The organism is Legionella sp. km772 (genome assembly GCF_003989735.1).
GTDB lineage: Bacteria > Pseudomonadota > Gammaproteobacteria > Legionellales > Legionellaceae > Legionella.
Map to the genome: position 1 here is coordinate 1 of NZ_RZGQ01000109.1, position 9,888 is coordinate 9,888.

The following is a 9,888-nucleotide window of genomic DNA, read 5'->3' on the forward strand; positions in this document are numbered from 1 at the left end:
AAAATCAAATAATCACTATAAAGATCAAGCATATCCATTTAATTCCCTCCCTAAAATTAAGGGCGGAATTCTAATGCTTTTTAGTCAAACTACAAGTTTATGTGCGTAACATGAGTTAATATTTTAAACGCACTCCCCAAAGATCAAGATTTCATAGATGTCGAATATTGTCTAGCTCGTGCTGTACTTAGTGACTCAGAAGAAGTTATTTTGCAACTTGAGAAAATCAAATCTTCAATTGATGTCACAAAGCTCACTGGTTATGTAAAGACACTTACCACAGAAAGTAGTTCGGAGCGCTTACGGTTACTAAATTATATTCAAGCAATGACTTTTAATCTCAATTCTTTTGATGAACCTGCACTCGCATGGGAAGAACAACTTCATTCTGATAAAGCAAAGCCTGACATAGCAATACATACAAAACTATTTGGTCATTTATTTTCTTTAGACGGTATAATTCCTGTTAATAGCAAACTAGTCGACCTCTCAGGTAGCTCATCTTATAATACAGTACCTTTTATGGTTCATTTGATGAATGCTTATTTCTCTGATTGCGAAAAAAATAACACTCATTCAGAGCATCTAGAGTCTATCCTCCAAGTAAGAAATTTAACAATTAAAGCGATGCGTCTTTATTTTCTTACATCCTCACTTAATTACTATCCGAAACATAGTACCCGCAATCAGGATGTATTAAACGCGGCTTTAGAGGACGGCCAAGGCGCTGGAGTAGAGCTAATTACAGGTTGGCCTGGCCATGCAGTAAACCTTATTATACAAAAAGACAATCTTTATCGTAATAACGGTGGAGGTTGCAGCACTGATCAGGCCATTGAGCATTATAAAATCACTAAACCTGAGAGCCTAACGACAGCGTTAATCGCGCCTATATTGAAAAATGACCATAGAGAGTCAAATAAAAAATACATTCAACAAGAATTGCATGGGTTATTAGGGCTGAATTATATTAGCCCTATCCCCGGCGCATTTCAGCGCGTAGGAAACTGTAGTTTTCATAGTTTACTTCTTGCTTTAAAAGTTAAATATCGCTTGTTCGTTGCAGACGAAGAAGCTGCTGATGCCTTATTTCTTGATACCATGAAGTTTTTCGAAAGATTCTATTTGAACGAATTTATTACTTGGTATGCTGATCATCCCATTGTTCCTCAATTATTAACGCGATTAATCGTTCAAAAATTAATGCCCGAAAATGAACTCAAACTAGCTCAAGCATTATTAGATAAATATTTTAACTCGGAGAAGGAGCAAAGTGTTTTACGTACAGAGTTGATGATTAAACGTTTTCTGCTAGTTGCTGAAGGTAAGGCTACTGATGAATTTGATCAGCAATTATTATCTTTAAATATTAGCCTTAACGCATTGAATATGCGTGAACAAATACTGAGCCGTATTCTTGAGGATCAAATAACTATAGATGATTTAAAAGTTATAAGCACTTGGTCTGCTGAAGAGCAATGTATACAGGGCTATCCCTTATTACATTTCGCTGTAATCAATAACAATGCAGCTCTCGCGGTTGCATTAATAAAGCAATTTCCTGGTTCGGTTAATCAGACTAATTGGTATGACCGAGAGGCTCTTTGTTTGGTTAAATCCGTTGAAATGATTGAACTATTAGTAGGGAGCGGGGCAGTATTAACTAGAACGCGCTATGATAATGCTCTCGATTATGCCATCTTGGCTAACAATGTTGATTTAGTAAGCGCATTGCTCAAGCATGGAGTAAAACCAAGCGAATACAGTGCCTACTATGCGGCTGCAAAAGATCCCCGCATTTTAAAGTTATTAATTAAATACCATCCTAAAGCCCTTGAACAAAATACTCATGATTATAGTGTAGGTATTCATGCTGCGGCTCGAAGTGGGCACAGTGAAAATATCCGCACGCTGGTCTATTATGGTGGATTAAGCACAGCGGCCAGTAATGTTAACGGTCTGATGCCTTTGCACCTTGCTTTGGTGAGGGGCCATGATGAAGCAGCAAAATTATTGTTGGAATATCCAGGAACCTTATTTAACTCACCGCACAGAGGAGATTCCATGGCATCAATGACTAGAAATACAGACTTGCAAAAAAAAATTGAAGCTTCTGAGCTTGAACGAAAATCAGATCTAGCTGCATTCGTTCGATTTAAGGAAAGTAGGCCTGGTCTCGTAGAGGAAGATATTGATTATCTCATGCTGGCCATATCTACTAATAGTCTACCTATCATTCGCGGTTGTTTAATAACTTACCCCAAGATTAGTGTTGTGACAAATAGCGGGCTTTATTCCCATACCCCATTAACTAAGGCAATTCATAATTTAGTAGGTAAAACAGGAAAAAATTATGAAGATGCTTTGAAGATTGTAGATATACTATTAAAAACACCGGGAATTAATATTAATGCTTGTATGTTGTCAACAGAACCGATGATTTTTATGGCTACTTCTATTGGTAATGTGGATGTTTTAAAATTATTTCTAGCAGATCCAGACTTGGATCTTAATCAGCAGGATAATGTTGGATACACCGCTTTACATGATGCGGTAGAACGTGGTCATTGGGAGTGTGTAAGTCTCTTATTAACGGATGAACGTCTTGATAGTACCATCCGGACTAATAGGAATAAAACTGCCGCAGAGCTAGAATGCAGTAGATATAGTCCGGATAATTGCCTTGATAAAGTACGTCAACACCAAAATGCTTTAGAAACAAAGAGAGTTTCTGAAATTACGAGTTTAGCTCCCCATTAGCTGAATTATCTAACTCCTACAGCTTATCGCCTATCTAATCACTTAAGAAGAAATCCTGGGGGAAATCCTCCAGGCAACTGTAAAGCTCGGTTCCATGGCATCGAGGAATAACTGGTATCCGGAAAAATAATAAACTAAAGCTGCAACCATGGATGAAATTGCATTTAGCAGTTGATGCTAAAATGGGAGAAGATGTGGCCAATAAGCTGAGGACTACTGATAGTATGCCAGGTAAAGATTGAATTCATATTGGTTCAGTGCTTTGAATTATTATAGGGGTTTTATGCTAAATAGAGTCATACCTATGATGTTATCTATGAGCATTTTTCACGGCAAGTGGGTGCGGTTGTTTTATAGTGAAGCAATCTAAAATAGATTCCATAAGAGGCCCGTTAGAAGCTAATAGTGAAATAGTCCGTTTAGGTGAGGCGCGATAAGTAGAGTTTATAGGTAACCCTTTATAAGGGTTCATTACATTGGCTAATACGCGAGAATGCAGCGCTTAGCCGTATGAGGGTAGCGTAAGTGGGATATAACCACATTACGCTACGCCATTAATTTCTATACAGAACTCACCCACTTCATACCAAAATAAACACCATCTAAAGAGTAATTAGCAGTTTCTAAATTGTTAAAGTTATAATTAATTCGTGCAAGAGGACTGAAATAGTTAACCCACATATAACCAGCATCGGCAATAATATGGTTTTCATTTAAAGCAAAATCGTATTGTAAACCTAATTTTAAATCGACCTCAGGAACCACTTGGGTACGATTTGCATAAATTACAAAAGGATTAGGATCAATTAAATTGCCTCTGGTACTATTTGTTTTACTAGAACCAACTAAAACCCCGGTTCCTACTTTAGCATAAGCGTCAAAATTTGGAATTAAATCATAGGCCATGTCTAAACCTAGACGTGGACCGAAACCAGAAAACTGCATATCTTCAATATCATAGTCCGTTGGAAATGAAAAAGCAGTTCCAGTATTAGTCATACTAGTGGCAATTCTTGCATATTGTGCTCCACCATAAAAACGCAGGGTTTTTAATACATTTACGTTAACAAGCTGACCTAATTGAATATTTACCGCATCCCAGTTAGGCTTAATAATACTCATAGTTGTATCATAGCTTCTCTGTGCGAAAGGGACTCCAAAGATATAATTTGCTGTATTAGTAGTTGTAGGACTAATTAAATGAAACCAGTCTACGCTAAAATCATTACCCGTGTTGAAATAGTAAGAAGCGCCAATTTCAAATCCCCAACTCCAATTAGGATCATTGTGCACATAATCCGTTGCTGAAAAACTAATTGGACTGACAAAACCTGAATAGCCTAGAGCACCGCTGTAACTAGATTGCAAATATAATGCATTTGCATGGACACCCCAAGCAGTCTGTGCACAAGGAAGCGTAACATTCCCTGGAGAACATATAGGCCCCATAGTTCCTGCGGAAGCAAAGCCACTTCCCACCAGGGTAATTACAAGTGTCAATTTTGAAAGACGCATATCATTTTCCTTAATTTTGAATATTTATTACTAATTAATAAAATTAGGTTACCTAATTACTTAAAAGCAGCTTCTAGAAATCAAAAAGTGGCAATCTATTCTTTAATCTATTATTTCTGCCCGTATGATCTTATTTGAACAACAACGAATAGTTCATTTCTTTCAGCACAGCAGAATGTAGTAAATTTTCCCCATTTCAGGGTAACTTATTAAGCTTGTTCTAATGCTAAGCTAATGGTATCTAATTTAAATTCTTTTGGGTAGTGCTTTTGTTTGATCGTCGGGAATAGGGATAGAATGGATGGAAGGCATTGATTAAATTAATAAAATTTATCTACTTAACCTCGTAGAGTAAAGAGGTTATTGATGCTCTCCCGAAACCTTTTCTTAGTAGGCTTCGAGAGAATATTTCTACTTATAGGTGCTCGTCTTATTGCCCTAAACCTGATAAAAAGCTTTTGGTAAAATCATAAGGTGCTTGAGTAATACCTGAGCAATCAGGGTTAGCTCCTTGGTTACAATTTCCGGTTTTATTTTGATTTCTATCAATATCGGCAGACCAGAAGCCAATTCCCGCCATTCCTTTTTGTTTTACAAATTGACCTATGTGCAGGGCATCTTCGGGATATAAAATACTTTGGTCGTAATCCACACCAATTTTTGGAGTAACCCTAATCATGGACCAAATTTCGATAGGTGATTTTTCTGGGAAAATGGCTTGTAATTGTTGGAAGCCTTTTTGGGCACTTGCACTCACACTATCAGAAATAGGCCCCGTTAGTTTTTGTGCATACCAAGCCATGGTCATCATATTGTATTCGCTGATATTCACGCCAAGATCTTTGGCTTGCTGGATTAAAGCTAGTGCTTGCGGTGGGAAACCATCAATATTAGCAGGTAGGGTTAGACTAACCTTGGCTTTACTGTTTTGGGTTTGCAAATCTTTCAATGCTTTAAAGCGATTAGTATTTGCAGCAGTATCTCCTAAGGCCCCTCCTTCAATATCAAAATCGATAAATGCCAAATTATAGATATCGAATGCTGATTGATAGACTTGTACCAATTCTGCTTGCGTACATTTACTCTCAATGGATAAGCCATTTTCACCCCCGAAAGACAGGGCAACGGCACCATTTTTCGATTGTAAGTATTGGACTTCTTTTTGATAATATTTATCCTTTAATGCAAGAGTAGGTTGACCACCCCAAGCAGGGTAACAATGTCCAGTATCCCAGGCATTTTGCGTGATAAAAGCTAAAACATAGGAATAATGTTTCGAATTATCTGCAATTTCCTGAAGGTTAGAACTCACTGGCGTAGTGGACCAATTCATATTAAAAGTAACATCTTTAAAGGGCATCAACATAGCCGTTTTCACTTCACTATACCCAATACTTACCGTAGTACCTTCAGCTAAAGTATAGGGGTTACTTAAGGCTGGGGCGTAAGATTTGCCCTGAAGAGTCAATAAGCTTGAACTTAGATTATAAGTGCCTGCTTGTACGGTAACGGGATGACTACCATTAGCTAAGTTATTGAACGTATAAGTTTTATTGGCGCTAACTAAACTTACAGTCACTGTGCTGCTGGCTTGTGGTAGTCCCTTAATGTCTAAATTCACGTTTATTGTGGGAATTGCGGTGGCTTGGAACTGTAGATTAACTTGAGTAGCCTTACTCGCAGTAGCAGTAAAATTTAAAGCTTTAGTTTCCGGGATGTTCGAGCTATAAACGTTATCGCCATAAGTAAAATCAGGTACCCATAATTGATAAGTTTGTTTATCAACCACTGGAATTTGTTTACTGGTTCCCCACGCTAAAGCAATAACTTGTACTGAGCCATTGTTAGATAAATAAGCCGATGGAGCAGGGGCATTAGCGACAGGTTGGGCGGGTGTGGTGATGGTTAAGCTGGCATTTTTTATAGCTGGTCCATAACTTAATAGGGCAGTTCCATTGGGACTCGTACTAGTCAGTGTTATTTGCACATCTTGACCGCTAGGATATGAGCCTGCTTGATTAGTATGGATGGTATAAGTACCTAAAGGTAAAGAGGCAATAGTTTTACTGCTACTCCATGCCAGGGAAACCTGCATTGGGTTACTAAGCGGGCCGCTCAACGTTGCACTTGCCGCAGAGCCTGCATCTGTACCAGGGCTTTGCGGGCTTTGAATGGTAATACTGCCATTAGTTACTGGTATTGGTGTATTGGTATATACCTTGACACTGCTAGCAATAGCCGTATTATTAGCCGCACTAGGTATGCCGAATTGCAAGGTAATACTCTTATTCGGTGGTAAATTGGTTTGAACCCAATTGTCGGTTCCAAAACTCAAGCCAATGTTTGTTTTGTAAACCGATCCACTTGCTATTGAATCTACTTTAATGGTTGGCCAACTTAAAGGAGCATAACTCCCATAAACATCAGTAACTGCTGTTGGTAAATTGACTTCAATAGAACTACCCCGGAAATCAATATCGCTTGTTCCCGTATTGGTTAATTTTATCGATACATTCGTCCAGTATTGATTACCGCTACTTTGCACCTCTGCTTTAATTGACGGATTAGGCTGGGGTGCTGTGGCGGCATGACTTAAACTGGCTTGTAACAGCAGCCAGGCCATAGGTATGGCTATTATTTTTTTAAAAGACATAAGAAACTCACTTAAGAAGTGGTCCCCAGCACAATCCATTTTGAGTTAGTTCAAAGCCGGAAGGTAAAATTTGATCCCTGTCAAACCACTAGCTATTTAAGACTAACCACAGTATAGATTGAACTAATTGAGCTACAAAATATCAATATGTAAAAAAATTGCAAATAAAATACTTTCTAGCCGTTCATTTTATTCAATAAATGAAAAAGGCTTTGAGAGAATCACTGGGTTGTATTTAATTTTAAGAACGATCTAAAGAAAATCGTAACTCCTCGTGTTATCCCGAGCGTAGCGAGGGATCTCCCTGCAGTGGCACAATCTCTAACATAACGATCGATATAAATCGTCCCACTCAGGATTCAATGAATTAATCAGATCCTGCTTCTTTTTTCGTGACCAGCTCTGCTATTCGTGTAGCTTGCTGTTGTACGATCTTTTCCAGTTCAGCACTCTTTGCCAAAAGCGTTGTGTTAATTTGTTCTTGATCTTTTATGCACCCATTTGATCATAACCGCTTAATTTTTCAACTATTTTTTATAATATTTCAGTATTTGGCACTACAGGGAGATCCCTTGCTGCGCTCGGGAGACGAGGGGAGTTACAGAAAATCATGCTTAGGAAATGAAGTAGGACAAATTGTCCTACTTCATTAGATGGCTTAGTTGCGACCTTGGAGTCGTAATTTTAGTAAGCTTGCAATAGCATTTTTCTTTTCTACAGGAAGGCCGGGTGTTTGAATTAAATTTTCGCAGTAAGCAGTGAAGGCTTGAATTCGCTCCTCATTGCTTTGTTCACCACTGTTGGTATTTGTAGCGTTAAAATCTTGATCTAATTCATTAGTGAGGGCTTCAAGTTCTTCTTGCTGGGGTTGAGTTGTTAGAGCGTTATTAGTTTGTGCTAAAGCCCTAAGTGCTTTGGGGGCCTCACTTGCTAATTGGGTATTGTAAGTTGCAGCTGTTTTAAAGTTATTATCGTCACGATGCTCTTTTTGCCAATCCTCAATTTCTCCTTGCACCGCTAGCACTGTCATTAACACTCTAGGATCAATATTCTTCTGCTCTAACAACCTTTGGTCTGTTACGTGGATTGTCCAATCATTTTTGAAACGAAAGAACGGACGTGACATGATAGCCATTTCTTTATTTGTAGCTGGGTCATAAATATAAAATTTAGTGCCCCAGAAATTCATTTCAGCACGAGCAAGCTTAGTCGATAAATCACGAGCATAAACTTCAAAAGTAGGGAAGAAGGTAAAGATCTTTTCTTCAACACTTCCTACTATCGCGCCATTGGGATCATAAAGGTCAAGATGAGCCCCAAAAGAGAAAAATCGTGCTTTGGCACTTAGTGTGTTTACATTATTGGGATCATAAAAATCATAGGTGAGTAGCAAACTAAAAAAACGGCGGTATAAAGTGCCTAATTTATGAGTCTTTGTTTCAATATCATAACTTTTTGTCAGACTAATCCAATGTTCGCGTATCGAGATTTCATCAGGAAAAGAAGAGTTTAGTTGAGCACTATTTCCATTTACGGCAAGAAAGAAAAAAAGCAAGCTGATTACTATTCTTTTCATAAGATTCCTTAATTAAATATTTGGGTTGATTACACGCTCAATCAATATTCCATGACAGAGCGCTGATATTATAAATGAGGAGCCTTAAGAAAAAATTAATTAGAAAATACCGCTGGAAATTTATAGCAATGTATTACAATTGGGCTATGAGGCTATCCTTGGTTCACTGAGCAAAACCTAAGTATTTTAATCAATAAAGAAAAAGCATTACTCCGCTCTACCTCTTTGCAGAGCAAATTTTGCATCTTTTTTCATCTATGATACTGTTAATACAAGAAAAATATATGATGATAAATAATGCTTTTCTGATGCTTCTTATTTAATAGGCTCAATTTTTAGCCATGCTCCCTACATGAACACTTTGATGGTAGTTATATCTGTGCTTTAGGCGTAAATTACAACAAGGTATTACCATGCTTAAAAATTTTGATAGTTATAGCATTTTAAAATCAGCCCCTGATTTATATCTTATCCTGGACCCTTCCCTTACTATCATTGAAGCAAGCGATGCCTACTTAAAGGCCACGATGGTAAAAAGAGAAGCGATTGTTGGACATAAACTATTTGAAATTTTTCCTGATAATCCAAACGATCCTCAAGCTACAGGCACTAGAAATTTAAATCGCTCCATTCAAAAAGTGTTAAAAACGAAACAACCGCATGAAATGCGGGATCAAAAATATGATATTCGTCGTCCCCTTTCTGAAGGTGGCGGATTTGAAGAGCGTTACTGGCGCCCTTTAAACACACCTGCTTTAGATGAACAGAATAATGTCAAATATATTATTCATCGTGTAGAGGATGTGACCGAACTGTATCGTTTAAAAAACTTAGAAATTGAGACTGCTCAACGCCTGCAATTATTGATAGAAAATATCAAAGATTACGGTATTATTATGCTCGATAGTAATGAGAATATCATTACTTGGAACACCGGGGCTGAATATATTATAGGCTATAAGGAAAAAGACGTAATCGGCAAGCCTATCGCTACTGTTTTTCCCTCCGTCTCTTATAACAATGAATTTCAAATTGCCCGACAAGAAGGCCGTTATGAAGGAGAAGACTGGCGGCAGCGAAAAAATGGCTCCAGATTTTGGGCTAATGTTATTGTAACCCCCCTATATGACATTAGAAATCACCTGATTGGTTATGGGAAGGTGATAAGTGATTTGACCGTCAGAAAAGAAATTGAGACCGCAAAAGATGAATTTATTTCAGTAGTAAATCATGAGCTTAGAACCCCGCTTACCTCGATTAGTGGAGTTAGCTAGGTCCGGGGATCTGGAACAAAATTCAGGAAAAATAAGAGCTATTCCCGGTTTGTTAGTTCATTCACCTTACTCTCAGAATGGCTTATCCACAAGTCCATAGGCCAGGAGAG

Annotated in this window: 6 protein-coding genes; 3 read left to right on the forward strand and 3 right to left on the reverse strand. The window is 38.0% G+C overall.

What is annotated here, in order from left to right:
* Positions 1-210: 210 nt before the first annotated feature.
* Entirely contained in the window at positions 211-2,760 is a 2,550-nt protein-coding gene (locus ELY15_RS10850; RefSeq protein WP_127099896.1) for an ankyrin repeat domain-containing protein, read from the forward strand.
* Positions 2,761-3,321: 561 nt separating this feature from the next.
* Here ELY15_RS10850 and ELY15_RS10855 read toward each other — a convergent pair.
* The 3 genes from ELY15_RS10855 to ELY15_RS10865 all read right to left on the reverse strand — a co-directional run bounded on the left by ELY15_RS10855 (position 3,322) and on the right by ELY15_RS10865 (position 8,504).
* Positions 3,322-4,275, reverse strand: a complete 954-nt coding sequence (locus tag ELY15_RS10855; RefSeq protein WP_127099898.1) for an Lpg1974 family pore-forming outer membrane protein — start codon at positions 4,273-4,275, stop codon at positions 3,322-3,324.
* A 430-nt stretch (positions 4,276-4,705) separates the two neighbouring features.
* Positions 4,706-6,928, reverse strand: a complete 2,223-nt coding sequence (locus ELY15_RS10860) for a hypothetical protein (RefSeq protein ID WP_127099900.1) — start codon at positions 6,926-6,928, stop codon at positions 4,706-4,708.
* A gap of 658 nt (positions 6,929-7,586) precedes the next feature.
* Entirely contained in the window at positions 7,587-8,504 is a 918-nt protein-coding gene (locus ELY15_RS10865) for a hypothetical protein (protein ID WP_127099902.1), read from the reverse strand.
* A gap of 413 nt (positions 8,505-8,917) precedes the next feature.
* Here ELY15_RS10865 and ELY15_RS16145 point away from each other — a divergent pair, with 413 nt between their 5' ends.
* Positions 8,918-9,778 carry a PAS domain S-box protein gene (locus tag ELY15_RS16145; protein WP_158617454.1) on the forward strand — a complete coding sequence of 287 codons (861 nt, stop codon included), beginning with the start codon at positions 8,918-8,920 and terminating at the stop codon, positions 9,776-9,778.
* A complete protein-coding gene (locus tag ELY15_RS16150; protein ID WP_158617455.1) occupies positions 9,735-9,878 on the forward strand; it encodes a hypothetical protein in 144 nt (47 codons plus the stop codon). The genes ELY15_RS16145 and ELY15_RS16150 overlap by 44 nt, the downstream gene beginning before the upstream one ends.
* The last annotated feature ends 10 nt before the right edge of the window (positions 9,879-9,888 follow it).

Excerpts from the sequence above, each read along its gene's own strand:
- ELY15_RS10860 (WP_127099900.1), bottom strand. The coding sequence starts at position 6,928 with ATGTCTTTTAAAAAAATAATAGCCATACCTATGGCCTGGCTGCTGTTA.
- ELY15_RS16150 (WP_158617455.1), top strand. The coding sequence starts at position 9,735 with ATGAGCTTAGAACCCCGCTTACCTCGATTAGTGGAGTTAGCTAGGTCC.
- ELY15_RS10855 (WP_127099898.1), bottom strand. The coding sequence starts at position 4,275 with ATGCGTCTTTCAAAATTGACACTTGTAATTACCCTGGTGGGAAGTGGC.
- ELY15_RS16145 (WP_158617454.1), top strand. The coding sequence starts at position 8,918 with ATGCTTAAAAATTTTGATAGTTATAGCATTTTAAAATCAGCCCCTGAT.
- ELY15_RS10865 (WP_127099902.1), bottom strand. The coding sequence starts at position 8,504 with ATGAAAAGAATAGTAATCAGCTTGCTTTTTTTCTTTCTTGCCGTAAAT.